Origin of the sequence: Pseudomonas vlassakiae (genome assembly GCF_014269035.2) — a bacterium.
GTDB lineage: Bacteria > Pseudomonadota > Gammaproteobacteria > Pseudomonadales > Pseudomonadaceae > Aquipseudomonas > Aquipseudomonas vlassakiae.
Window position 1 is genome coordinate 18,565 of the sequence record NZ_JABWRP020000026.1, and the last position, 23,112, is coordinate 41,676.

Below are 23,112 nucleotides of genomic sequence, written 5' to 3' on the forward strand. Positions count from 1 at the left end.
TCATAAACAGGCGCTGTCCATCGCTCCGACCTGCCCTTTAAAGGAAGGTACACCATGCGAATAGACCGTTTGACCAGCAAGCTCCAGCTTGCGATATCCGATGCCCAATCCCTGGCCGTTGGCATGGACCACCCTGCCATCGAGCCCGTGCACCTGTTGCAGGCCTTGCTCGAACAACAGGGCGGTTCGATCAAGCCGCTGCTGATGCAGGTCGGCTTCGACATCAACAGCCTGCGCCAGGCGTTGGTGAAAGAACTCGACCAACTGCCGAAAATCCAGAACCCCACGGGCGACGTCAACATGTCGCAGGACTTGGCGCGCCTGCTCAACCAGGCCGACCGCCTGGCCCAGCAAAAGGGCGATCAGTTCATCTCCAGTGAACTGGTGCTGCTTGCCGCCATGGACGAAAACAGCAAGCTCGGCAAGTTGCTGCTCGGCCAGGGCGTGAGCAAGAAGGCCCTGGAAAACGCCATCAACAACCTGCGCGGCGGAGCGGCGGTGAATGACGCCAACGCCGAAGAGTCGCGCCAGGCCCTGGACAAGTACACCGTCGACCTGACCAAGCGCGCCGAGGAGGGCAAGCTGGACCCGGTGATCGGCCGTGACGATGAAATCCGCCGGACGGTGCAGGTGCTGCAGCGCCGGACCAAGAACAACCCGGTGCTGATCGGTGAGCCTGGCGTGGGTAAAACCGCCATCGCCGAAGGCCTGGCCCAGCGCATCATCAACGGCGAAGTGCCCGATGGCCTGAAAGGCAAGCGCCTGCTGGCGCTGGACATGGGCGCGCTGATCGCCGGTGCCAAGTACCGTGGCGAGTTCGAAGAGCGCCTCAAAGGCCTGCTCAACGAACTGTCCAAGCAGGAAGGCCAGATCATCCTGTTCATCGACGAACTGCACACCATGGTCGGCGCCGGCAAGGGCGAGGGCGCCATGGACGCTGGCAACATGCTCAAGCCGGCCCTGGCCCGTGGCGAACTGCACTGCGTTGGCGCCACCACGCTCAACGAGTACCGCCAGTTCATCGAGAAGGACGCGGCGCTGGAGCGGCGCTTCCAGAAGGTGCTGGTGGAAGAGCCGAGCGAGGAAGACACCATCGCCATCCTGCGTGGCCTGAAAGAGCGTTATGAAGTGCACCACAAGGTGGCCATCACCGACGGCGCGATCATTGCCGCGGCCAAGCTCAGCCACCGCTACATCACCGACCGTCAGTTGCCGGACAAGGCAATCGACCTGATCGACGAAGCGGCCAGCCGCATCCGTATGGAAATCGACTCCAAGCCGGAAGTGCTCGACCGCCTCGACCGTCGCCTGATCCAGCTGAAGGTAGAGTCCCAGGCGCTGAAGAAGGAAGAAGACGAGGCGGCCAAGAAGCGCCTTGAGAAGCTGACCGAGGAAATCGAGCGGCTGGAGCGGGAGTATTCCGACCTGGAAGAGATCTGGGCGTCGGAGAAAGCCGAGGTTCAGGGCTCGGCGCAGATCCAGCAAAAGATCGAGCAGGCCCGTCAGGAACTGGAAACCGCCCGTCGTAAAGGCGACCTGAGCCGCATGGCCGAGCTGCAATACGGGGTGATCCCCGACCTGGAGCGCAGCCTGCAGATGGTCGACCAGCACGGCAAGACCGAGAACCAGTTGCTGCGCAACAAGGTCACCGAGGAAGAAATTGCCGAAGTGGTATCCAAGTGGACCGGCATCCCGGTGGCGAAGATGCTCGAAGGCGAGCGCGAGAAGCTGCTGAAGATGGAAGAGCTGCTGCACCAGCGGGTGATCGGCCAGGGCGAGGCGGTGACCGCGGTTGCCAACGCCGTGCGCCGTTCGCGTGCCGGGCTGTCCGACCCGAACCGACCCAGTGGTTCGTTCATGTTCCTCGGCCCGACCGGTGTGGGCAAGACCGAACTGTGCAAGGCGCTGGCCGAGTTCCTGTTCGACACCGAAGAGGCCATGGTGCGCATCGACATGTCCGAGTTCATGGAGAAACACTCCGTGGCTCGCCTGATCGGCGCTCCGCCAGGTTATGTCGGTTATGAAGAGGGCGGTTACCTGACTGAGGCCGTGCGCCGCAAGCCGTATTCGGTGGTGCTGCTGGATGAGGTGGAAAAGGCGCACCCGGATGTGTTCAACGTGCTGCTGCAAGTGCTGGAAGACGGCCGCCTGACTGACAGCCATGGCCGCACCGTGGACTTCCGCAACACGGTGATCGTGATGACCTCCAACCTGGGCTCGGCACAGATTCAGGAGCTGGTGGGGGACCGCGAGGCGCAGCGTGCGGCGGTGATGGACGCGGTGGGTTCGCACTTCCGACCGGAGTTCATCAACCGGATCGACGAGGTGGTGGTGTTCGAGCCATTGGGCCGCGAGCAGATCGCCGGTATCACCGAGATCCAGCTTGGCCGCCTGCGCAGCCGCCTGCTCGAACGCGAGCTGTCGCTGAGCCTGAGCCCGGAGGCCCTGGACAAGCTGATCGCCGTGGGTTACGACCCGGTGTATGGCGCACGGCCGCTGAAGCGGGCGATCCAGCGCTGGATCGAGAACCCGCTGGCGCAGCTGATCCTGGCAGGCAAGTTCATGCCGGGCACGGCGATTACCGCCAAGGTGGAAGGCGACGAAATCGTCTTTGCCTGATCACTGCTGCAAATGAGCCCCGCATCTGCGGGGCTTTTTTTATCAATTTATCTGGGTCTGCCGCTTCCCGGGCCTGCCCGCGCCCACAAGGACTGCACGGGTCTCAGGGCTTGTGGCGACCCTGTGGGAAGCGGGTTCACCCGCGAAGAGGCCGTGCAGGCCCAGCAAATTCGGGGCTTTCCGGGCTTTCAGGCTAACCTGCTGAAATTTTTGAAATTTCTGCTTGCATCAACAAACGAGTGCCCCTAATATACGCCGCGTTGTCAGGCACTAAGCGAATCACCAGCAACATCGGTGACCGCAAAACAACTTACAAATCAGTAAGTTGAATGAAAAAAAGTGGTTGACAAGCAAAACGAAGAATGTAGAATAGCCGGCCTCAGCAGCTGCAACGCGAAAGCGAAGAAGCGCAAGAGTCCGAAGCTAACACAGGCTTCGAGGTTGTAAAGATGTGCCGAAGTTCAGTTCCGCGATAGCTCAGTCGGTAGAGCAAATGACTGTTAATCATTGGGTCCCTGGTTCGAGTCCAGGTCGCGGAGCCAATCTCGGGGTGTAGCGCAGTCCGGTAGCGCGCCTGCTTTGGGAGCAGGATGTCAGGAGTTCGAATCCCCTCACCCCGACCATTTTCCGGGTCGTTAGCTCAGTTGGTAGAGCAGTTGGCTTTTAACCAATTGGTCGTAGGTTCGAATCCTACACGACCCACCATGTAAAAAGGGGCATCTCGATGAGGTGCCCTTTTTTTTAAGCAAGACCTCGGGGTGTAGCGCAGTCCGGTAGCGCGCCTGCTTTGGGAGCAGGATGTCAGGAGTTCGAATCCCCTCACCCCGACCATTTTCAGGGTCGTTAGCTCAGTTGGTAGAGCAGTTGGCTTTTAACCAATTGGTCGTAGGTTCGAATCCTACACGACCCACCATGCAAAAAGGGCATCTCGAATGAGATGCCCTTTTTCTTTGCTTCGAAAAAATGGGCAAAAAGAAGGGCCGCCCAAGCGACCCTTCATGTTCGGTCAGTGCAGCTTCAGGCGTGGCTCGGTGCCTCGGCCAATCTTGCTGCCCAGCATCATCAGTGCCGTGCGGAAGAACCCGTACAACGCCATCTGGTGCATGCGGTACAACGACACGTAGAACATCCGCGCCAGCCAGCCCTCCAGCTTCACGCTGCCCATCAGGTTACCCATCAGGTTGCCCACCGCCGAGAAGCGCGACAGCGACACCAGCGAACCGTAGTCCTTGTACGCGTAGGTTGGCAGCGCCTTGTTCTCCAGCCGAGCCTTCAGACTTTGCGCCAGCATCGAAGCCTGCTGATGCGCGGCCTGGGCCCGTGGTGGCACGTTGCGGTCGCTGCCCGGTTGCGGGCACGCGGCACAGTCACCGAAGGCGAAGATGTTGTCATCGCGGGTGGTCTGCAGGGTCGGGCGCACTACCAGCTGGTTGATGCGGTTGGTTTCCAGGCCGTCGATGTCCTTGAGGAAGCCCGGCGCACGGATACCTGCCGCCCACACCTTGAGGCTGGCCTGGATCACTTCACCGTCTTTGGTCTTCAGGCCATCCTCGGTCACTTCACTGACCGCCGCGTTAGTCATCACTTTCACCCCGAGTTTCTCCAGGGTCTTGTGCACCGGCACGCTGATACGCTCCGGCAGTGCGGGCAGCACGCGCGGGCCGGCCTCGATCAGGGTGATGTGCATGTCCTTGGGCTGAATGCGGTCCAGACCATAGGCCGCCAGTTCGTGGGCCGCGTGGTGCAGCTCTGCGGCCAGTTCCACACCGGTGGCACCAGCGCCGACGATGGCCACGCTGATCTGCTCGCTGGCCACGTCACCGGCATGGGCACGCAGGTAGTGGTTCAGCAGCTGCTGATGGAAGCGCTCGGCCTGCTTGCGGGTGTCGAGGAACAGGCAGTGCTGCGCCGCGCCCAGGGTGCCGAAGTCGTTGGTATTCGAGCCCACGGCGATGACCAAGGTGTCGTAGCCCAGGATGCGCGCAGGCAGCAACTCACGGCCCTCGTCATCGAGGGTGGCGGCGAGTTGAATCTGCTTGCCTTCACGGTCCAGACCACTCATGCGGCCCAGCTGGAAGTTGAAGTGGTTCCACTTGGCCTGGGCCACGTAGTTCAGTTCATCTTCCGAGGAGTTCAGCGAGCCGGCGGCCACTTCGTGCAGCAGGGGTTTCCAGATGTGCGTAAGGTTGGCGTCGACCAGGGTGATCTCGGCCTGCTTGCGCTTGCCCAGGCTTTTACCCAGGCGGGTCGCCAGTTCCAGGCCGCCGGCGCCGCCGCCGACAATCACGATGCGATGAGTCATGGAAATATCTCATAAGGTTTACGGAATTCGTGGCCACAGGGGCCGGCCGCAAACTGCGAGAGGGAAGGGCGAGCGCCAAGCAGCTCATAGCACCAGTTCACTCAGCAGGCGGCTGATGAGACCCAACCCGATGGTCACGGCCAATACCAGCACAAGGAGCAGCCAGGGCCGGAAAGGCCGGCGCTCGACTTGATGCTGGGGGGCTCGCAGATACTCATCGACACGACGCTGATCTTCCGGGTTCAGGCGGCTGGTCATGGTGGGCCTCGTCAGATAGACGTTTGTGACTGCACGAACGCCACAGCGTTCATGCAAGCGCGTCAAACAAATGATAATGCTTTCTATCCCTGGCGCCGAGTTTACGCCATCGCAAAGACTCTCGGCAGTGGATCAAAGACTGATGCCCACGTCGAAGACAATGCTGCGCCCCAGGTTGCCACGCAGAAAGTCCGGCGCGTCGGGGTGGGCGAACAGCACGCGGGCGAACGTCGGCCCGACCAGCGACAGCGAGCGCCAGCCCTGGCGCAGGTATTCGGTGGGCGGTGGAAAATGGGTATTGAGGTCGAGCACTTCGCGCTTGAGGCTGGCAAAGGCGATGATGTCCAGCTCGCCCAGGTCCAGCCCGCGCTCACGGTAGTTGTGCGCCTTCTTGCGCAGGGTTGGCGCCAGGCGCCCGAGCAGCTCGGCGGCGGCGATGCGCCGGGGGCGGGCTTCGCGGCGCACCAACTGTGCCAGGGAAAAGGCACTGCGCCGGCGTTGCAGTTCCTCACGCCACTCGTCGTTGAGGCGGCGGCCTTCGTCGAGCACGAAGAACACCTCGAAGGCCGCATCGCGGAACAGCACATCCGGTGGCTCCTGGCCGGCCGGGGTAAAGTCCTCGCTGCGGTAGGGGATGTTCAGCCCTTGCAGCAGGCGCTGGCACACCCAGCGCTCCCGCTCCCACTTGCGGGCGTTGGAGAGAAAGGCATTGGCTTGTTCGGCCTGGATGGTAAGCAGGCGCAGGTAATCTGAGTCATCCATGGGAACAAGCTTAGCCGCTAATCGATGACGGTAAGATGCTGTTTGTGCGTAGGAAACGGGGCAGGGTGTAGACTCAGCTTGTCCACATGGCCGAAAGGGATATGTTCCAGGTGATCAGCGCGCAGGTTTTATCCACAACCAGCCTTGCCGTGGGTTGGCTGGGTTACGTGCCCTTGCTGATCTGGGCCGCCAGCCGTACACGCTGGGTGGAACTGGTGACCGACCGGCGCCGTCAGCACCTTTTGTTTGGCACGGTGTTCTGCCTGTTCGCGCTGTGGCTGGTCCGGCGCGATTTCGACACGGGTGTGTCTTACCACTTCATCGGCATGACGGCAGTGACCTTGCTGCTGGACTGGCCGCTGGCCGTTCTGGGCGGTTTCCTCGCCCAGTTGGGGTTGCTGGCGCTGGGGCGGCAGGACCTTGCGGCGCTTGGGGTCAACGGTTTGCTGCTGGTGGGCTTGCCGGTGCTGATCACCGAAGTGTGCGCGATCCTGGTGGAGCGGGCGCAGCCGCGAAACCTGTTCGTTTACATCTTCTGTTCGGGGTTCTTTCCCGCTGCGCTGACGGTGCTGATTTGCGTGCCGGTGGCGTTGGCGGTGTTATGGCTGGATGGTCGCTTTGCGATGCCGGAGTGGCTCAGCGATTTTATCGGCTACCTGTGGCTGATGATATTCCCGGAGGCGTTCATCAACGGCATGGTGATCAGTGCGCTGGTGGTGTTCTGCCCGGAATGGCTGGAGACGTTCAACCGCACCCGGTATCTGCAGGCGCCGTGGAAGGATGATGAGCGCTGAGAATTGAATTGGCAGTGCCGGCCTCTTCGCGGGCGCGCCAGCGAAGAGGCCAGTGCAGCCGCCGAGAATCAGATCAGTGCCGCGGCTCCAGCTCCCCGGAAAACAGCTCATCCTCGGCATCCGGCGCCACCGGAATCTTGTGTTCCTCGGCCGCCCAGGCGCCCAGGTCGATCAGCTTGCAGCGATCGGAACAGAACGGCCGGTATGCATTCTTCTCGTTCCATTCCACAGGTGCGCCACAGGTCGGGCAATCGACGGTCAATGGCTGGCTCATGGCTGGCCTCCTCGTAAAGTCAGGTAAAAATGGTGCAGGCGGTCAATCTGCTCATGCAGTGCGGCGAGGTCGCCATCATTGACCACCACATCGTCGGCATGGCCCAGGCGCTCCTCACGGGCCAGCTGGGCCTTGAGAATGGCCTGTACCTGCTCAGGGCTGGTGTTGTCACGCGCCAGGGTGCGCGCCACTTGCAGCTCCTGCGGCACATCGATCACCAGCACGCGCTGGACCTTCTGGTACTGGCCCGACTCGATCAGCAACGGCGACACATACACCGCATAGGGCGACTCGGCCTTGGCCAGGTAACTGAAGATCTCTTGGCCGATCAGCGGGTGTAGCAGTTGCTCCAGCCACTTGCGCTGGGCCGGGTCGGCGAAGATCAGCTGGCGCAACGCTGCGCGGTCCAGCTGGCCATCATCCAGCAGCACACCGGTGCCGAAGCGCTCGACGATGCTCGCCAGTGCCGGGCGACCGGGTTCGACCACCCAGCGCGCTGCCTGGTCGGCGTCGACCAGGTGCACGCCAAGTTCGACGAAGCGCTCGGCGGCGGCACTCTTGCCGCTGCCGATGCCGCCGGTCAGCCCGAGAATCCAGGGGGTGAAGGCCTTGGTGGTCATCACATTCCAAACAGTTGCAGGTAGAAGGCGTACATTTCATCACCCCAGAGCACAGCAATCCACCCCGCAATGGCCAGATAAGGGCCAAAGGGTATCGCCGTGCCGACGGATTGCCTGCGCACGCGTAGCAGGCACAGGCCCGCCACCACGCCGATGACCGATGACAGCAGCAAGGTCAACGGCAATACCTGCCAGCCGCCCCAGGCACCGATCAGCGCCAGCAGCTTGAAGTCGCCATAGCCCATGCCCTCCTTGCCGGTGATCAGCTTGAACACCCAGTACACCGACCACAGGCTCAGGTACCCCGCCACTGCGCCCCACAATGCGGCGGGCAACGGCATCACGGTGTCGAAGGCATTGACGATCAAGCCCAGCCACAGCGTTGGCAGCACGATGACATCGGGCAGGATCTGCTGGTCATGGTCGATCAGGCTCAGTGCCAGCAGGCTCCAGGTCAACAGCAGCAGGGCCAGCGCCTCGATGCCAGCGCCGGAGTGCCAGGCCACCACCATCGATAACAGCGCACAGGCCAACTCGACCAATGGATAACGCGCACTGATCGGCTGCTTGCAGGCCGAGCAGCGTCCGCGCAATGCCAGGTAACTCAGCAGCGGGATGTTCTCCCAGGCGCGGATCGCGTGCCCGCAGTGCGGGCAGTGGGAGGCGGGGAGGGACAGATTGAAGCGCTGGTATTCGGTGGTCGGCAGGCCCAATGCTTCCTGCGCCTCACGCTGCCATTGGCGCTCCAGCATGATCGGCAAGCGATGCACCACCACGTTGAGGAAGCTGCCCACCAGCAGGCCGAGCACAGCCGCCAGGGTGATGAAGTAGGCCGGCTGCTCGGCCAGCAAAGTCCATGAAGTCATGTTCAGATCAAGCTACCCAACTGGAAGATCGGCAGGTACATCGCCACCACCAGGCCACCGACCAGCAAGCCCAGGATCAGCACGATGGCCGGCTCCAGCAGGCTGGTCAACTGGTCCAGCGTCTGGCTGACCTGTTCCTCGTAATGGCTGGCGGACTTATCCAGCATCTGGTCCAGCGTGCCGCTGGCTTCACCGATGGCGGTGAGTTGTACCAACAACGGCGGAAACAGCGGTTCATTACCCATTGCCTGATTCAGCGCCTGCCCGTTGGCCATGCCCTGGCGCAAGCGCTGCACCGCCTGCTCGTGCAGGTCATCGCCACAGGCCTTGGCCACGGTGACCAGCGCATCCAGCAACGGCACCCCCGCAGCATAGGACGTGGCCAGGGTACGAGCGAAGCGCGCCAGGGCCGCCTGGCTCAACAGCCTGCCGAACAAAGGCAGGCGCAAAGCCTGTGCAGTTATCCACAAGCGGGCTGGCGCATGCTTCTGATACAGCCGGGTCACGGCGAAGCCCAGGCCAAGCGCGGTTATCAACAGCAACGGCGCATAGCGCCCCAGCCCTGTGGACAAGTCGATCACCCACTGCGTGAACGCCGGCAGCGCGGCATCGAAACCGGCGAACAGGCTCTCGAAACGAGGAATCACCTCCAGCAACAACACCGCCGAAACCCCCAACCCGGTCAGCAACAGCAGCAACGGATAGAGCATCGCCTTGCGTACTCGCTTACGCAGCATCTGGCGTTGCTCCAGCATCCCCGCCAGTTTTTCCAGCTGCCGATCAAGCGTACCGGACTGCTCGCCCACACGAATCAGGTTGCAGTACAACCCATCGAACCACGCCGGATGGCGCTGCAGCGCATCCGCCAGCCCCAGGCCCGAGGCCACATCCCGTTTCAATTTATCCAGTAACGCTGCCTGCCCCGCACTGCAGCCGCTGCGCCCCATCACCTCGAAGGCCTGCAGTAGCGGCACCCCGGCCTTGAGCAAGGTCGCCAGCTGCCGACTGAAGCCCGCCGGGTCGGTCTTATCCCGAGCTTTCGGCAAACGCCATTCAAACCCGCCAGCCGCCCGCAGGCTGAGCACGTGGATGCCCTGGCGCTGCAAGCCGGCCCGCGCATAGGCCGGGCTGCGCCCGCTGACCTGGCCGCTGACTGCGGCGCCATTGGCATCCGTGCCGCGCCAGGTGTAGAGGTGTGTAGATGGGTTCATTGCAAAGGTCCTTTTCGGCTCGTGCGACAAGCCTGGAAACAGCTTGCCGCGTCCATGAGCGGGCGTGCGTCGGTGATGCTCACTAGAGTAGTTCAGCGAAGATGACGCCCTGGCAGGCAGGGGTGACAAAAGGTGTCTGTTCAGGCCTACTGCGCCGCTGCCAGCTGGGGGCGAGCCTGACCTCCACCAGTACACGTATCAAAAAGGAAATCGTTCATGAAAGGGCAACGCGGTATCACCCTGATCGAACTGATGATCGTCGTCGCGATCATCGGCATTCTGGCGACCATTGCCATCCCGATGTACACCAACCACCAGTCCCGCACCAAGGCTGCAGCCGGGTTGCTGGAGATCAGCGCGCTGAAGACGGCGATGGAGCTGCGCTTGAATGAAGGCAAGGATGTGGGGAGTGTGGCTGAGTTGGGTGGCCAGCCGGCTACGGCGAACTGTGCGATTACGGTCAGCAGCAAGGCGGCGGACGGAACTGGGACGATTGCATGCACCTTGGTTGATGCACCGGCCAATGTGGTGGGCAAGAGCCTGACCCTGACCCGCTCGCCTGCTGGTTGGGCCTGCACTACCAACATTGAGGGAGACCTTGCGCCGAAGGGCTGCAAAGCGTCCTGAGGGAAGGGGAATAAAGCCGGGGAAACAGGGGTTTACGCGGCGGGTGCGGCAGTGGTACGTTGCGCTACACGCCGGTGTAGCTCAGTCGGTAGAGCAGCGCACTCGTAACGCGAAGGTCGCAGGTTCGATTCCTGTCTCCGGCACCATATATCAAGGCTTGCAGCGATGCAGGCCTTTTTGTGCTTTGAAAAAAGTCGTGCACATTCCGGATGCTGAAACAAATTGCCGAAAATGGGTGGTTTGACCTTTCAGGGCAAATCTTCGAGAATGTTCGGCGAGGACTGCAAACGCGCATTTTTGGGCATGGCTTGCCAGTAATTGGCCCCCCGAATCTGGCAGCAGTGAAACTGGTACTCACTGACGTAGGGACAGTCGATAGGCCCCACCATACGGCCGATGATTCGACTGGGTTCTGAACTGATGGATCTAGATCCGGAAACTAAAGAATCGCTGCGACTACAGCCTCATTAACATCCGAAGGCGACTCCGAAAGGGTCGCCTTTTCTTTTGCCCAGTCGATGGTGATTTCACCAACTTTGGTACCGCGTGGAGTGGGTTGGGGCGTCCAGGTCACCACGGAATAGTGGAATCCGAGCACCCGATCACCTTCGCGGGGCTCCAGCGTGAGCGTGCCGTCTACTGTTCGCAGCAGCGTGATGCGCTTTTTTGCAGCCGAAGGATGGTTGGCATCGTGATAGATCTCGGTGCCTAAGGCCATGAGGGAGGCAATAAAAGCAGCCAGGTGGTCAGGGCTATTAATCCCCCGCTTGCGGAGAAACGCTTTTTACCGTGCCAGATGTGCAGTATGCCATGACCGCTGGCATGGCCGCCCTTCGCCTGAAAGTGCAGGCCGACTTTGACGTAGACCCTACCCTCGGCAAGATTGAGGTTCATGGCAGAAATGGGTGGGATCACGCCAAAGGCTGTGCCGCCTGTGGGGTGCTCTACCAATTCGGCGGGTTTCATCTTGAAAATGGGGGATGGGGTGGTGACCACGGCCGCTCCTTTGCTGGCCGCTATGGTAAGAAATGTTCGGCTGGTTTTCCGTGGAGAACAGTTGCCGGGTGTTTCTCGCTACGTGATGCTGCACTCTGAGTTCCAGTTGTTGCCCGATCTCTTTTCTGGCAGTTAACGCGATCTCTGTGGGAGCGGGTTCACCCGCGAACACGGCGAAGCCCGTGCCATCCACGTCCACACAAGGCCAAAGCATCCGTCCCTTCAAGTCCTCAACCCGACAACCACGCCAGTCCCACAGCATCAGGTATGAGATGATCCCCCCGGTATGGCAGGAGGCGGTCGATGGCAGACCACGTTGATTACAAACGCAACAGCGATATCCCCGGGCTGGTGCTGAGCGAGGCGCGTTTCTCGAGCTTTCGTTTCGGGCGTCACTACCATCTGGATTTCCACGTCGGCTTGATCACCGATGGCGTGCAACGCCAGGTACTCAATGGTGAGACGACGTTGCTGTCGCCGGGCACCATCCAGTTGATGCCACCCGGCGAAATCCACGATGGCATCAGCGCAGGCGACGACGCTTACACGCTCAAGACCTTTCGCGTATCCGCTGACCTGTTGCGCAGCGTGACCGAAGAGCTTACGGGCCGTGACCAGTTTTCCGCCCTGGGTGGCGCGCTGTTGCAGGATGCCAGCCTCGCCACCCAGCTTTCCCGGCTGCACGACGCGCTTGCAGCAGGGCTGCCTACCGACCCGCTGTTCGTCGATGCTCAATGGCTCATGCTGCTCGGGCGGCTGTTCGCCCAGGCGCGGATGGTCAAGCCGCAGTTCGTGAAGGGCACGCTTTCGAGCGTGCAGTGGCACCGTGTGCGGGACTACTGCAACGAACACCTCGCCGACAAGATAACCCTCGAAGCCCTGGCTGCGTTGTGCGACCTGGAGCGTTTTCAGTTCCTCAAGCTGTTCAAGCAAACGGTCGGCATGACGCCACATGCCTGGCTGGTACGTTTGCGCCTGGAGCGCGCCTGTGTGCTGCTGAGCCATACCCAGTGGGAATTGACCAGGGTCGCGCAAGAGGTGGGTTTCTACGACCAGAGCCACTTCAACCGTGCCTTCAAGCAAGCCTTCGGGGTTGCGCCGTCTCGTTACTGATCGCGGTTGCCCATCAATTTTTTACAAGTGCGCGAAGTCCTCGCCCTTTAGCCTTGAGTCTTGATCGGGCGTTGCCCCGGAAGGAACCAAGGATTTAGATCGATGACGCAACGGGCGTACTACACCAGCGATGAGTTGACCTTGAACACGCACGTGGTGCGTTGCACGCCGACGGAGGATGGACGGTTCCGGGTCGACCTGGCCGAAACCCTCTTTCACCCCCAGGGCGGCGGGCAGCTGGCGGATCAGGGAACCATCGCGGGTATCCGGGTAGAGGAAGTGCTCAATATCGAGGGCGATGTGGCGCATGTCGTCGGGCAACCCGTGCCCGTGGGCAGCGTCGAGATTGCCATCTCGCCCGAGGTGCGTGCGCTGCATGCTCGCCTGCATTCCGCCGGTCACCTGATTGCTTGTGTCGGGCAGAACTTGGGCTGGCTTCCCAGTAAAGGCCACCACTGGCCGGGGGAGTCTCGGGTGGTTTTCGAGCGCCAGGTCGGTTGCGAGCCGCTGACGGCCGAAGGTATCGAGGCGGGGGTGAACGCGCTGATCGAGCGTGACCTGCCGCGTGAGTTGATCGACCAGGACGGTGTTCGCTCAGTGCGCTTCGGCACTTTGCCGATGCACGGTTGCGGCGGCACGCATGTCACCTCGACGGGCTTGGTCGGGCCGATCAAGGTGCTCAAGCTCAAAGAGAAGAAAGGCCTGCTGTCGGTGCATTACGACGTAGCTCGATAGACAACGAAGTCACTGGAGGCATCACGTGGACTACGTTCCCCAACTTCTGACCATTGCCGCCGTCATGCTCCTCGCCTGCGTCAGCCCAGGCCCCGATTTCATTGCCGTCACGTCCAACGCCCTGGTGAGCCGCAGCCGAGGGATAGGTGTTGCAGTGGGCACCAGCGCAGGCATCGCCATCTGGGCGGTGCTGGCGATTGTCGGCCTGGGTGTCTTGCTGAGCACAGTGGCCTGGTTGTATGACGCGATTCGGGTAGTGGGCGCGGGCTATCTGATCTACATGGGCATCAAAATGCTGCTCGGCGCGCGGCGGCCTTATGCAGCCCTCGAAATCCGCACGACGCAAAACACCACCACGGCAGCACCCCGCGTCGGGTTGCTGGTGTCTGCCACGAATCCCAAGGCCGCGGCGTTCTTCAGCAGCTTTTTCATCACCGTGCTGCCGGCACACGCCCCGGGCTGGGTGATGGCTGCTGCCGTGGTGGTGGTCACGCTTGTTGCGTTTGCCTGGTTTTCCACGCTGGCATTGATGTTTTCCACGGCTCGGGTGCGGGCGTTATACACGAAGGTGCGTCGGCCGATCGATGCGGCAATGGGCGCGGTACTGGTGGGGCTTGGCTTGCGGCTGGCGCTGGTGCGATAACGCCCGGCCGGGTTGCCTGTTTCAGCTCCATAGCTTCGCACTTTGCGGCACCCCGCCATAGCCATAGGCGGTAGCGCGCACGTCTATGAGGTGTACGTTCGAATGAAGGTGCACATTGCCGATGCGTCCTGAAAGCAGATCATATGCCTCACGCTGATACCGCCGTTTCTGCTCCACTGTCGTCGTCTCGTCGGTGATCGTGACCTCCAGGCGAAAGCTGTTGCGCCCCAGGCTCTCGAGCGATTCACACTCGATAAACCACAAGCCAGCGTCGACGAACCGAACGATCACCATCGTTTGTGATGGCTGCTTGTCCAGAACGCGTGCGGTCAGTTCAGTCAGCTCACGGCTGAGTCGGGACGCCAAGGCAGTATCGGGCGCGCCGGATAAGGTCAGGGTTATACCAGGCATTTCGGTAATCCTCGTAAGTGGCGTGCCTGTAACTTAACCTTTGAACATCATCCCCAAAAGCGGGAAAATCGATGCTCATCTTCCTGTTTATCCGGAACCCGCATGTACCACTTCGACATTGCGCAGCTCCACGTCTACTTGGCGGTCTGTGAGGCAGGCAGTATCTCGGCAGCCGCTCCGGCCCTGTTTCGCTCGACCTCCGCGATCAGCGAACAGCTGCGTAAGCTGGAAGATGCCATTGGTGTCGAGTTGCTCATTCGCGGCAAGCAAGGCGTTCGCCCAACACCTGCTGGTGAACGACTTTTGCGCCACGCCAGGCAGCTCATCACCCTGGGCGAGCGGGCGCTGTCCGACGTTCGAGGCGAACAGTTCGAAGGGGAGATACGGTTAGCGATCACTGATTACTTTCGCCCCGACGACATTGCTGGGTTGCTGAAAAAACTTCGTGAATGGCATCCACGGCTTCGACTTCATGTGGTGATGAAAAAGAGCCTGGAAATTGATCAGGCCAATGACCACTTGGACATTGGCTTGGCCATGCGTTTCACCGAGCGCGTGTCTTCATCCAACCTGTTTGAAGTAAGGCAGGAGCCACTGCAATGGGTAGCCGCTGCCGGCTGGGTGCCAGAGCCTGGGCAGCCGCTGCCATTGCTCGCGATCAGCGGGTGCGGATTGTCGGAGTACAGCTGCCAGGTGCTGGAGCGCGCCCATGTCGATTACGAGATCGTCTACTCGACTTCAGGGGTGGCGGGGTTGCAATCGGCATTGAAGGCAGGGCTTGGAATTGCGTGCCTTAACGCGAGTGCTGTCCCCCATGGGGTGGAGCCTTACAGGACTGGCTTGCCGGTATTGGCCCAAGCCAGGTTCTCGCTGCTTCCACCGCGTAAGGGGGAGTCTGCGCTGGTGGAAAATGTGCGGCGATTGTTGCAGGGTTATCTCGCATAGGGTTCGGGACGAGGCATTCATCGTTTCATTCAGGCTAATAGACACCTATTTTGACCTTGCCCCGTGAATATCCAGATTGGCTTCTCAGACTAGAGAAACGCTATGACTGATGAAAAAAACGATGATCGCCCTGTTTATCAAGCAGCTTGCCATTGCGGAACAGTGAGATTTTCACTGCGCTTGACCGACGGGCTGCGTACAGCGCGAAGGTGCAACTGCTCGCTCTGCCGCATGCGTGGCGCCGTTGCGGTATCGGCCAACCTGAACGACATCACCGTCACCCAAGGCGAAGAAGCGCTGACCCTTTATCAATTCAACACACGTGAAGCCAAGCACTACTTCTGCTCGAAGTGTGGGATCTATACCTTCCACCAGCGTCGCTCTGTGCCGGACCAGTACGGGGTCAACGTGGCTTGTATTGAAGGGATGAGCCCATTCGACTTCCCGCAAGTGCCTGTCAGTGAAGGACGGAATCATCCTAAAGACCGCGTAGGTGGAGCAGCAGGGGTTGCAGGATGGCTGCGGTATGAAAGCAACCTTGAGTGACTGCACAGCTGGCGTGGGAAGTCGTCTTCCGACATAGATGACTTCTCTTGCAAGCCTGCGCGGGTGCTTGGGTTGTTGGGGCCGCTTTGCGGCCCATCGCCGCGGTTCGTCGCCACGGCAAGCGCGGCTCCCACAGGGGCGGGTGGCTCGACTTCAATCTTTCATCATGCCCAGTTCGGCATCATCGAGCAGTGCCTTGGCCAGGGCGCTGAGGTAGTGCGAGGCCCAGAGCAACTGGGGTTTGTCTTCCATCAGGCCGTCGATGGTCAGGTCGCGGACGTAGCCCATCAGTTCTGAGGCCTGTTCGCGGGCGCTCTGGCAAGGGATGCCGGGTTCGATGCGGAAGAGGGGATGGGTCTGGTTTTCACCTTGGTAGAAGGTGGTTTTGCCGACAATGAAGTGGGTTTCTTCGATGGCCATTGTTTGATCTCCCTGAAGTTGAAGATGCCTGGGCTGGCCCTATCGCCGGCAAGCCGGGTGCCCACAGGTTCACCACACTCCTAAGGGCCGTCTACAACCTCAGGGGCGGTGCTGTGTGAGTGAACAAGCCTGTGAAAGCGTCAGGCCAGGCAAGACGTGATGCGGATTAATGCAGCGTCTGCGGATCCGCTGGCTTCTGGATTTGAGCCAGCGCGGATTCGAGCAATTTGCGCAGGGAATCCAGCTCGTGCATTGACGTCATGATCAACAATGACACGGGTGACTTGGGCTGCATCAACATCGCCTGCTGGGCAACGACTTCGGCACAGAGTGCGTAGTCAGCGGCCATCATCAGCGTGTCTTCGAGGGCGTGTAGGTAAGGTGGATCGGGGACTATTTTCAGCATGGCTATTTACCCAATGGGTGCGTCCACCAGCCTGCTGTCAAACAGATTGGTGGCAGCTGTACGTGGATTGACAGACCGGTGGAAATAGCAAAAGTCCCGGCGCACGCGAGCGTGCTCCACATACAGCCACCATAAGGGCTAGCCGCAGACTATTTACCATTCCAGCCTGTCAAAGCTGCATCGTTGATGTGCAACGACACCCCCGAGACTAGAGCGCTAGTTAGCCAGGCTGCAACGGAAAATAGATCGCGCCAGTATCTTTGGGAAATGCCCTACAAGGAAGGGGTTAAATCTGATTTATTTTGCCGTTAGAAGTAACAACATGTAACGCCAGTCGGTATTCGACACATCTGCTAACGTCATAAACCTCAACAACCCAAGATGAGGTTCAAGATGATTTCGCACAAGGATGTTATCGCCAAAAACCGTGACGCCTGGAATGCGTCCGCCGATCATCACCGGCGCAGCGCCGAATGGAAACGGCTTATCGCCGTAGTGGCGAACAAGGGGAGTTTTCGAGCCTGGATTCAACCCTGACTGACCAGCTGGAGAAGGTAGGCATAACGGGAAAGGCCGTAATCCAGCTGGGCTGAAACAATGGCCACGAAGTGCTATCGCTGTTTACCCTTGCCAAGTGAGAACTGCTGAGGATTTTGTGTGGATCAGAACAGAGACAGTCTGAAAACAACCAACCCCATCGCCGGTTTGCCGGGGGCGGTATTCGAGAAGGTCTGGGAGGTTCGGTGGGCCTTGAAGCTCACCTATGTATGCCTTTTTATGGATATGGCGTTCATGAACGCCCTGAGTACACCCCTGCTGGGTTTCTCCGGGGACATGGCAACGGTCTGGGAGAATGTCGGGCGGATCTTCGTAAGTATCGTCGTGTCCTGCCTGGTGGTGTCGGTCTGTATCCCGGTCCTGGCCCGGATGACGGCCATACTCGGTAGCTACATACCTTGGCATCGGCTGCAAAGCCCACGAGATTACTCGCTGCTGCATAACCATGTGACCTACAGCGCACTGAAAGAGCACAGCCTTCGTGAAGGTAACGAGTTCCTCTACGACTACTGGCGGAGGAAGAGCCTGCAGCGTGAGGAGTGGCGCCAGCAGCGCTTCCAGGCCGGTGTTCTAGTTTTCGGGCTGGTGCTGATGGCAATTGCTAACGCCAAGGTAGGGGCGCATTACCAGTTACCGGGCCTGATGTCATATGTCACGGCATACATTGGCTGGGAGGGCTATGCGGTGCTGGGGGTAATTACTGTTTGCCTGCTTAACTGGGCGTGGTGGTCATCCGATGAGATTGGCCAGATCTACTATCCGCCATTGGCAGAGAAACTGCGAAAGCGCGATTACTGACGTCGGGTTGAACTTGGCTGGCGTCTTAGCGGGCTGCTGTGCATTGCAGTGCAGTCACCGCATGTAATGCGCCGATCCATGTCGTGCTTGCTCTAGCGCGATCGCGTCAAAGCAGAAGAGGACCCGCTGTACCCGGCACTATTTGCATCTGTGCTGAAACCTTGGGGCTGCTTCGCAGCCCATCGCGACACAAGGCCGCTCCCACAAGAGTCCGCGCAGGTCCTGGGTTTATGCGTTTGCGCAATGGTATTTGGAAATAGCGCTGGCAGGCTGCTGGCAAATGCCGCCGGAGTAACCCGGCGGCCAAGCTTCTTTGAATCCGGCTCAGCCCACCGTAACCGCCGCATTCAACATCAACACCACAATCAACCCGACCACCGCCACGATGGACTGCACCACCGAGATAGTCTTGGTAGCCTCACCCATGGTCATGCCAAACGACTCCTTCACCATCCAGAAGCCCGCATGGTTGGCGTAGTTGAAGAACAGCGAACCGCAACCGATCGACAGGGCCAGCAACGGCAGGTTCAGGCTCGGGTCAGCCCCTGCCAGCGGCGCCAGCAAGCCGGCAGCACCGACGATACCGACCGTGGCGGAGCCGGTAGACACCGACAGCAGCATCGCAATCAGCCACCCCAGGATCAACGGCGGGAAGGCCGATTGCTGGGTCAGGTGCACGATGGCATCGCCGACCTTGGCGCTGGTCAGCATCTCCTGGAAGGCCCCGCCCCCGGCAATGATCATGATGATCGAGGCAATCGGCTTGAGGCTTTTGCCCAGCGCATCGCGCAGCTGTTCGGCGTCGCCACCGCGCGCCAGTACCAGGCTCGCGCCGGCGAACAGCACGCCCAGCAGCATGGCGATCAGCGGGTTGCCGAGGAAGCTGGCCAGCTCCAGCAGCGCATTGCCCTTGGGCAGCAGCATTTCGGCGACGGCATGCACCAGCATCAGGATCGCCGGCAGCAACGCGGCCAGCATGCCGACCGCTACACCAGGGCGGGGTTGGCCGTCGGCTTTCTCAGTCAGTGTGAACTGGTCGAGCAGGGCCTGATCGGGCCGTGTGCTCATGCGCGGCGCAATGAACAGGCCATACAGCGGGCCGCCCAGGATCATGGCCGGGATTGCGGCAAGGAAGCCATAGAGCATGGTGGGCCCGACCGAGGTCTTGAGCACGGCGATGGCGGTCAAGGGGCCTGGGTGCGGCGGCACCATGCCGTGCATGGCGGCCAGCGCGGCAATCACCGGAACACCGACATACACATACGCCGAGCCTTTGAAGCGGGCCTGGCCTTCCAGCTTGCGCGCCACACTGAAGATCAACGGCAGCATGATCACCAGGCCCACTTCGAAGAACATCGGGATGCCGATCACAAAAGCCACCAGCATCATTGCCCAAGGAATCATCCGGTCCGAGGTGCGCTTGAGGATGACGTCGGCGACCTGCTCAGTGACGCCGGCGTCAGCCAGAATCTTGCCGAGCATCGCGCCCAGCGCGATCACCACCCCCACCGCACCCAGTGTCTTGCCGGCGCCAGTGAGCAGGTGGGAGACGATGCTGCCGGGCTCCATGCGGGTGGCAAAGCCGACGCCAATGGACACCACCAGCAAGGCCAGCAGCGGATGCATCTTGAGACGGGACACGATGAGCGCAACCAGCACCAGGACACTGACCAAGGCGGTCAGCAACAGCTGTATATCTAAGGGAGTCATTCAGGGAATCTCGGTTGGGCTGGCGCTCAGGCATTGCAAGCATGCCAGCGGTTCTGCGGGCGGTAGCGAGCCGTTAGCGGTCGCGGGCAGATGGCTGACTGGATGCGCACGCTTCGAACTTCGGAGGAATGGGGCTGGCGGACGCAGGTGTCGCGCCGGGCAAGCGCGTAGGGCTGGGCAGTGCGGTCATGGAGCGATTCACCTTGTTATTTGGTCATCTATATGAATCATTACAAAGTATTTCCGGGACCGTGGGAGGCTGTCAATAGCATGCGGTCGCGTCACATGGTCTTTTCGCCTTGGCAGGCAATACTTCTCTGTATACGCAGGCGTGCTCCTGGTGGCGCGCGCCGCTGGGAGGTGTCAGGTGAACAAGTTATCAATCGTGGGCGCGGGGATCGTGGGTGAAGCGGCGGCGCAGATCATCGCCCGGGAAGAGTATTGCCGTGAACTGATGTTGCTCGATGTGCAGGGTGAGCTGGCCCAGGGCAAGGCGCTGGACATCTGGCAGGCAGCCGTTGAGTCAGGTTCCGATACCAAGGTGCTGGGCGGTGCCAAGGCCGAAATGCTGCAGGACTCGGAGCTGGTGGTGATTACCGCAGGCGTGCCGCGCAAGCCTGGCCAGTCGCGGCAGGACGTGCTGAGCATCAACTTGCCGATCCTCGACGGCATCATGCACGACATCAATCGCTACGCGCCGGCAGCGACGGTGCTGGTGGTGTCGAACCCGGTCGATGTGCTGACCTATCGCGCCTGGTCGCTCAGCAAGCTCGGGCGTGGCAGGGTGTTCGGCCAGGCGGGGGTGCTGGATACCGCGCGCATGAAGTGCTTCATTGCCGAGGAGACCGGGTTTTCCGCCCGGGACATCACGGCGCTGGTACTGGGCGGGCATGGCGACAGCATGGTGCCGCTGATGCGCTACTGCCAGGTCGGCTCGGTGCCGCTGTCGCATTTCCTGTCCGAAGAGCAGATAGAGCGGATCGTCGAACGCACACGCAAGGGTGGTGGCGAGATTTTGGGCTTGAAGAAGGTCGGCAGCGCCTGCGATGCGCCGGGTGTGGCCATTGCGCAAATGGTGGATGCGATCGCCAATGGGCGTAACCGCATTCTGCCGGCAGTTGCGATTCTTGAAGGGGAATACGGGCGCACCGACATCGCCATGGGCGTTCCTTGCGTCCTGGCTGGGGAGGGCATTGCCCGGGTGATCGAGTTGCCGCTGGAGGCGCAGGAGCAGGCGATGTTTGATCACTCGGCGGATCAGGTGGCGCGGGATATAGCGGAGATGAAGGCGTTGTGAGGTGAAGGCCCAATTGCTTAGCCAACATAGGTATATCGCCGGCCCTGTGGCCGGCGATAAACACAGACCAAACGATGCTTAGTTCGTGGTCAGTTCCAGGGACAGTTCCGGATGCTTCAGGATCAAGCGCATCAGGCACAAAACACCACCTGGAGGTACGAAGCGGCCTTGTTCCCAATCACGTAACGTCGCCACGGGTGTAGCAATACGTTCGGCGAAAGTTGCCTGAGTCAATCCGCAACGCTCACGTGCCTGTCGAACCAGTATCTGTTCAGGCGTGGTGACGCGCCCGGCGCCTATCTTGGCTTCTTTGAGTGCTTGGCGCAGGTCAGGCAACGGCTCACCGTCTGGATCATCTTCCAGGCTCAAGGGCACAGAGTCTTCATCGGGTAATTTTCGGGATGTGTCTAGTACGGCTTATGGCCGGCCCAGTGCTCCAGTGCGGACGTTCCTGCTCGGGATCGCCTTTATGCCTGTCGGCCTCGCAGGAGGGCTGGGATGATTCGGATGTAAGCCAACTCACTCACTAATTCCATCAGCGTCTGGGTGATCACCGCCGCCGCCGCCAACCCACGCAGGTCCTCCGGCAAGGCCAGCGCCAATGGCAACACCACCAGCGAGTTCCGTGTCGCGGCACTGAAGGTCACCGAGCGTGCCTCGGCCACCGGCAGGCGCAACAGCCGCGCCGAAACGAACCCGAGCAGCGGCGCCAGCAGCATGAAGCCGACATAGACCGGAATCACCGGCAGCAACCGATCGAAGTCCCGAAGCACCACGGCAATCTGCGACCCGATCACCGCCACCAATACCAATGCCATCGCTGGCACCGGCATCCACGCCCAGGCGTCGTTCCACGCCGACACCGTGCGGGAGCGGCGGGCGCCGGCGCTGGTGAGCACGGCGAGGATCATCGGCAGCATGATCAGCAGCACGAAGGCTTCCACGAACGGGGCAATGCTGATTGTTACCTCGCTGTTGTCGCCGAGCATCAGCGCCAGGTACACCGGCAGCAGCACCAATTGCACCAGCAGCAGCACGGGCGTGGCGGCGAGGGTCAGGCGCGAGTCGCCTTTACCGATGTGGGTAAACACCACCACGTAGTCGATGCAGGGTGTGAGCAGTACCAGTAGCGCGCCGATGAGGATCGCCGGATGATCGGCAACGCCGTGGGTGAGGGCCCACACCAGCAATGGCACCAGGATGAAATTGGCGAGCAGCAGGGCCGCCATGAAGCGGCGGTTGCCCAGGCCTTGGCGCAGGCCGAGGAAAGGGATCTGCAGGAACATCGCATACATCAGGATGGCGATGGCGGGCGTGACCAGGGCTTCAAGGTGCCGTGCGCTGTCGCTGGCCAGCAGGCCGAAGGCCAGGGCGACGAGCACGGCGGCGAAGTAGATCGGGATCTGCTGGGTTTCGAGTTGCTCTCTGGTCAAAGCCGGGCCTGTGTCTGGTTGCGCTTGGGGTGGCACAGGTTAATACGTGACGACGGGGGCTGCATGACCTGAATGAACCTGATGAGGCCCAGGTTCACCCGCGCCTACAGGGATGTATCAAGCCGGCTTGAGCCAATCGACACCACGCTCCTGAATGATCAGGCTCAAGGTGCCTTGGCGTGCAGTTGGGTAGCAGGCCAGAAAACCGCCTACCGGGTAGAGACTGTGCACTTCCAGCGGGTGCCCATCCGCGCTCGCCAGCAAAATTTCCCTGCGGCCATCTTCAAGCTGTGTCAGGTCGAACGCTTCACCCGTCTGTGCATCGGTCAGCGTCCACAGGCTTGGGTCTTTTGCCTTGATCGGCTCTACGTTCACCAGGCCATCGCCGGTGGTGAATACGCCCTCGCCGGAGTGGGGGCCGTTGCGCAGATAGAGGCGGTAACCCGCTTCGCTATGGCGGAAGTACAGCAGCAACGCAGCTGGCTGGGCGACGGGTTCGAAGGTGATCAGTCCGATCTCCTGGCCGTGATGCCAATCCGTGTCGGTGCCGTTCAACATGCCGAGGGTCGTGGCGCCTTCAACGACATCATCCGGCGCCTGATGCGGGCCCACCAGCGTCACGGGCCCGGTGGTCATGTCGCCCAGTACATTGATGGGGGCTTCAGCGAACTGCAACGTGGCGGTGAAGGACAGTGCTGGGTGGTCTGCCATGGGGGGCCTCCTGTCAGTTTTCAAAGGAGGTGGCAGGTTAGGCGGCCTGGTTCATTC

26 protein-coding genes and 6 tRNA genes are annotated in these 23,112 nt (G+C 60.9%); 16 read left to right on the top strand and 16 right to left on the bottom strand.

The features are described 5' to 3' along the window. Positions 1 to 54 precede the first annotated feature (54 nt). The 6 genes from clpB to HU738_RS23720 all read left to right on the top strand — a co-directional run bounded on the left by clpB (position 55) and on the right by HU738_RS23720 (position 3,532). Positions 55 to 2,619 (top strand): ATP-dependent chaperone ClpB, encoded by a 2,565-nt coding sequence (gene clpB / locus HU738_RS23695; RefSeq protein ID WP_176510282.1) that lies wholly within the window; start codon positions 55 to 57, stop codon positions 2,617 to 2,619. Between the two features lie 466 nt (positions 2,620 to 3,085). Beyond that, a tRNA-Asn gene (locus HU738_RS23700) sits at positions 3,086 to 3,161 on the top strand. Positions 3,162 to 3,165: 4 nt separating this feature from the next. After that, a tRNA-Pro gene (locus tag HU738_RS23705) sits at positions 3,166 to 3,242 on the top strand. 6 nt (positions 3,243 to 3,248) lie between these two features. Beyond that, positions 3,249 to 3,324, top strand: a tRNA-Lys gene (locus tag HU738_RS23710). Between the two features lie 49 nt (positions 3,325 to 3,373). Beyond that, positions 3,374 to 3,450, top strand: a tRNA-Pro gene (locus tag HU738_RS23715). A gap of 6 nt (positions 3,451 to 3,456) precedes the next feature. After that, positions 3,457 to 3,532: transfer RNA gene (locus tag HU738_RS23720), tRNA-Lys, on the top strand. 93 nt (positions 3,533 to 3,625) lie between these two features. Here the strand turns inward: HU738_RS23720 and HU738_RS23725 are convergent. From HU738_RS23725 to HU738_RS23735, 3 genes are all read right to left on the bottom strand, one after another. Then, the gene (locus HU738_RS23725) at positions 3,626 to 4,921 is read right to left on the bottom strand and encodes an NAD(P)/FAD-dependent oxidoreductase (RefSeq protein ID WP_054886114.1); all 1,296 of its coding nucleotides are present in this window, start codon (positions 4,919 to 4,921) and stop codon (positions 3,626 to 3,628) included. An 84-nt stretch (positions 4,922 to 5,005) separates the two neighbouring features. After that, entirely contained in the window at positions 5,006 to 5,179 is a 174-nt protein-coding gene (locus HU738_RS23730; protein WP_060512989.1) for a DUF3094 domain-containing protein, read from the bottom strand. A gap of 132 nt (positions 5,180 to 5,311) precedes the next feature. Beyond that, complete coding sequence (locus HU738_RS23735) at positions 5,312 to 5,941, bottom strand: DUF1780 domain-containing protein (protein WP_152959241.1); 630 nt, start codon at positions 5,939 to 5,941, stop codon at positions 5,312 to 5,314. Between the two features lie 86 nt (positions 5,942 to 6,027). Between HU738_RS23735 and HU738_RS23740 the strand changes: the two genes are divergently transcribed. Then, positions 6,028 to 6,735: an energy-coupling factor ABC transporter permease gene (locus HU738_RS23740; RefSeq protein WP_186604838.1), complete on the top strand. Its 708-nt coding sequence runs from the start codon at positions 6,028 to 6,030 to the stop codon at positions 6,733 to 6,735. Positions 6,736 to 6,808: 73 nt separating this feature from the next. Here the strand turns inward: HU738_RS23740 and yacG are convergent, their stop codons facing one another. From yacG to HU738_RS23760, 4 genes are read right to left on the bottom strand one after another with little or no spacing between them, the layout of a single operon-like run. Continuing rightward, positions 6,809 to 7,009, bottom strand: coding sequence for a DNA gyrase inhibitor YacG (gene yacG, locus HU738_RS23745; RefSeq protein ID WP_054886117.1), 201 nt, complete (start codon positions 7,007 to 7,009; stop codon positions 6,809 to 6,811). Continuing rightward, on the bottom strand, positions 7,006 to 7,629 hold the full coding sequence (gene coaE, locus HU738_RS23750) for a dephospho-CoA kinase (RefSeq protein WP_176506943.1): 624 nt from the start codon (positions 7,627 to 7,629) through the stop codon (positions 7,006 to 7,008). The genes yacG and coaE overlap by 4 nt, the downstream gene beginning before the upstream one ends. Next, positions 7,629 to 8,495: a prepilin peptidase gene (locus HU738_RS23755; protein ID WP_186604836.1), complete on the bottom strand. Its 867-nt coding sequence runs from the start codon at positions 8,493 to 8,495 to the stop codon at positions 7,629 to 7,631. The genes coaE and HU738_RS23755 overlap by 1 nt, the downstream gene beginning before the upstream one ends. Positions 8,496 to 8,497: 2 nt before the next feature. Continuing rightward, complete coding sequence (locus HU738_RS23760) at positions 8,498 to 9,706, bottom strand: type II secretion system F family protein (protein ID WP_186604834.1); 1,209 nt, start codon at positions 9,704 to 9,706, stop codon at positions 8,498 to 8,500. A 216-nt stretch (positions 9,707 to 9,922) separates the two neighbouring features. Here HU738_RS23760 and HU738_RS23765 point away from each other — a divergent pair, with 216 nt between their 5' ends. Next, complete coding sequence (locus tag HU738_RS23765) at positions 9,923 to 10,333, top strand: pilin (protein ID WP_186604832.1); 411 nt, start codon at positions 9,923 to 9,925, stop codon at positions 10,331 to 10,333. A 70-nt stretch (positions 10,334 to 10,403) separates the two neighbouring features. Then, positions 10,404 to 10,479, top strand: a tRNA-Thr gene (locus HU738_RS23770). A 293-nt stretch (positions 10,480 to 10,772) separates the two neighbouring features. Here HU738_RS23770 and HU738_RS23775 read toward each other — a convergent pair. Further along, a complete protein-coding gene (locus tag HU738_RS23775; protein ID WP_186604830.1) occupies positions 10,773 to 11,051 on the bottom strand; it encodes a hypothetical protein in 279 nt (92 codons plus the stop codon). Next, positions 11,042 to 11,329 (bottom strand): hypothetical protein, encoded by a 288-nt coding sequence (locus tag HU738_RS23780; RefSeq protein ID WP_186604828.1) that lies wholly within the window; start codon positions 11,327 to 11,329, stop codon positions 11,042 to 11,044. Before HU738_RS23780 ends, HU738_RS23775 begins: the two co-directional genes overlap by 10 nt. Positions 11,330 to 11,632: 303 nt before the next feature. Here HU738_RS23780 and HU738_RS23785 point away from each other — a divergent pair, with 303 nt between their 5' ends. From HU738_RS23785 to HU738_RS23795, 3 genes are all read left to right on the top strand, one after another. Further along, positions 11,633 to 12,442, top strand: a complete 810-nt coding sequence (locus tag HU738_RS23785) for an AraC family transcriptional regulator (protein WP_186604825.1) — start codon at positions 11,633 to 11,635, stop codon at positions 12,440 to 12,442. A gap of 102 nt (positions 12,443 to 12,544) precedes the next feature. Next, on the top strand, positions 12,545 to 13,177 hold the full coding sequence (locus HU738_RS23790; RefSeq protein ID WP_186604823.1) for an alanyl-tRNA editing protein: 633 nt from the start codon (positions 12,545 to 12,547) through the stop codon (positions 13,175 to 13,177). A gap of 25 nt (positions 13,178 to 13,202) precedes the next feature. Beyond that, positions 13,203 to 13,820 carry a LysE family translocator gene (locus tag HU738_RS23795; protein WP_186604821.1) on the top strand — a complete coding sequence of 206 codons (618 nt, stop codon included), beginning with the start codon at positions 13,203 to 13,205 and terminating at the stop codon, positions 13,818 to 13,820. 21 nt (positions 13,821 to 13,841) lie between these two features. Here the strand turns inward: HU738_RS23795 and HU738_RS23800 are convergent, their stop codons facing one another. Then, positions 13,842 to 14,231: a tautomerase family protein gene (locus HU738_RS23800; protein ID WP_186604819.1), complete on the bottom strand. Its 390-nt coding sequence runs from the start codon at positions 14,229 to 14,231 to the stop codon at positions 13,842 to 13,844. A 102-nt stretch (positions 14,232 to 14,333) separates the two neighbouring features. Between HU738_RS23800 and HU738_RS23805 the strand changes: the two genes are divergently transcribed. Both HU738_RS23805 and HU738_RS23810 read left to right on the top strand, forming a co-directional pair. Further along, positions 14,334 to 15,176, top strand: a complete 843-nt coding sequence (locus HU738_RS23805; protein ID WP_186604817.1) for a LysR family transcriptional regulator — start codon at positions 14,334 to 14,336, stop codon at positions 15,174 to 15,176. Positions 15,177 to 15,278: 102 nt separating this feature from the next. After that, the gene (locus tag HU738_RS23810) at positions 15,279 to 15,722 is read left to right on the top strand and encodes a GFA family protein (RefSeq protein WP_082433622.1); all 444 of its coding nucleotides are present in this window, start codon (positions 15,279 to 15,281) and stop codon (positions 15,720 to 15,722) included. A 153-nt stretch (positions 15,723 to 15,875) separates the two neighbouring features. Here HU738_RS23810 and HU738_RS23815 read toward each other — a convergent pair whose 3' ends face one another. Both HU738_RS23815 and HU738_RS23820 read right to left on the bottom strand, forming a co-directional pair. Beyond that, positions 15,876 to 16,142: a DUF3077 domain-containing protein gene (locus HU738_RS23815; protein ID WP_186604815.1), complete on the bottom strand. Its 267-nt coding sequence runs from the start codon at positions 16,140 to 16,142 to the stop codon at positions 15,876 to 15,878. A 166-nt stretch (positions 16,143 to 16,308) separates the two neighbouring features. Then, entirely contained in the window at positions 16,309 to 16,548 is a 240-nt protein-coding gene (locus HU738_RS23820) for a hypothetical protein (protein ID WP_186604813.1), read from the bottom strand. 657 nt (positions 16,549 to 17,205) lie between these two features. Between HU738_RS23820 and HU738_RS23825 the strand changes: the two genes are divergently transcribed. Next, positions 17,206 to 17,904, top strand: coding sequence for a hypothetical protein (locus HU738_RS23825; protein ID WP_186604811.1), 699 nt, complete (start codon positions 17,206 to 17,208; stop codon positions 17,902 to 17,904). Positions 17,905 to 18,228: 324 nt separating this feature from the next. Here HU738_RS23825 and HU738_RS23830 read toward each other — a convergent pair whose 3' ends face one another. After that, complete coding sequence (locus HU738_RS23830; RefSeq protein WP_186604809.1) at positions 18,229 to 19,614, bottom strand: GntP family permease; 1,386 nt, start codon at positions 19,612 to 19,614, stop codon at positions 18,229 to 18,231. Between the two features lie 367 nt (positions 19,615 to 19,981). Between HU738_RS23830 and HU738_RS23835 the strand changes: the two genes are divergently transcribed. Continuing rightward, a complete protein-coding gene (locus tag HU738_RS23835; RefSeq protein ID WP_186604807.1) occupies positions 19,982 to 20,911 on the top strand; it encodes a malate dehydrogenase in 930 nt (309 codons plus the stop codon). 78 nt (positions 20,912 to 20,989) lie between these two features. Here HU738_RS23835 and HU738_RS23840 read toward each other — a convergent pair whose 3' ends face one another. The 3 genes from HU738_RS23840 to HU738_RS23850 form a co-directional block, all read right to left on the bottom strand. Then, complete coding sequence (locus tag HU738_RS23840; RefSeq protein WP_189660757.1) at positions 20,990 to 21,280, bottom strand: helix-turn-helix domain-containing protein; 291 nt, start codon at positions 21,278 to 21,280, stop codon at positions 20,990 to 20,992. A gap of 98 nt (positions 21,281 to 21,378) precedes the next feature. Further along, a complete protein-coding gene (locus HU738_RS23845) occupies positions 21,379 to 22,344 on the bottom strand; it encodes an arsenic resistance protein (protein ID WP_186604803.1) in 966 nt (321 codons plus the stop codon). A gap of 117 nt (positions 22,345 to 22,461) precedes the next feature. Further along, complete coding sequence (locus HU738_RS23850) at positions 22,462 to 23,055, bottom strand: hypothetical protein (RefSeq protein WP_186604801.1); 594 nt, start codon at positions 23,053 to 23,055, stop codon at positions 22,462 to 22,464. Between the last annotated feature and the right edge of the window lie 57 nt (positions 23,056 to 23,112).